The sequence below is a fragment of the Paraburkholderia sp. RL17-373-BIF-A genome (assembly GCF_046030175.1).
Taxonomy (GTDB): domain Bacteria; phylum Pseudomonadota; class Gammaproteobacteria; order Burkholderiales; family Burkholderiaceae; genus Paraburkholderia.
The window spans coordinates 1-573 of the sequence record NZ_JARESO010000385.1; the positions used below are offsets into that span (position 1 = coordinate 1).

The window sequence follows — 573 nt, forward strand, 5'->3', positions numbered from 1 at the left end:
CGGATCAACGAGCACAGCTCGTAGAGATCTCAATGTCTATCATAGACGTCGACGCGTCCGACTTTAGCGAACTGGGGGTCGACTGGTCCGTTTCTGCGAGTATCGGTGGCGGCACGGTTAGTGTGAACAGCGGCGGAGGTCTGGCTTCGGATAGCTTCTCCACCTTAATATCAAATGCAGGTGCCTTCATGTTGCGCCTAAGTGCTTTGCAGCAAAAGTCCAAAGCAAAGATCGTTTCGCGTCCTTCTGTTGTAACATTAGATAATGTGCAGGCTGTGTTGGATCGCAGCATCACCTTCTACACGAAGCTGGTGAGCGAGAAGAATGCACAACTCGAGTCCGTGACGGCCGGTGCACTGATGCGGGTTACGCCGAGGCTAATTCATGAGGACGGGAGCGATCGGGTGCTGCTCACGCTTAACATTCAAGACGGTCGTCAAGACCGGCCAATCAGTCCTACTGAATCTCTGCCACAAATTCAGAATGCGGAGATTGCTACGCAAGCCACGCTCAACGTGGGTCAGGCATTGTTGCTTGGTGGATTTGTGCAGGATGAGAACATAGAGGGAGTCA

At 52.7% G+C, this 573-nt stretch carries 1 protein-coding gene; it reads left to right on the forward strand.

Annotation, left to right across the window (positions count from 1 at the left end):
* Window positions 1-32 precede the first annotated feature (32 nt).
* Window positions 33-573 (forward strand): secretin GspD/PilQ domain-containing protein (locus P0D80_RS50990; protein WP_494478673.1); only part of this gene is annotated, 541 nt, incomplete at its 3' end.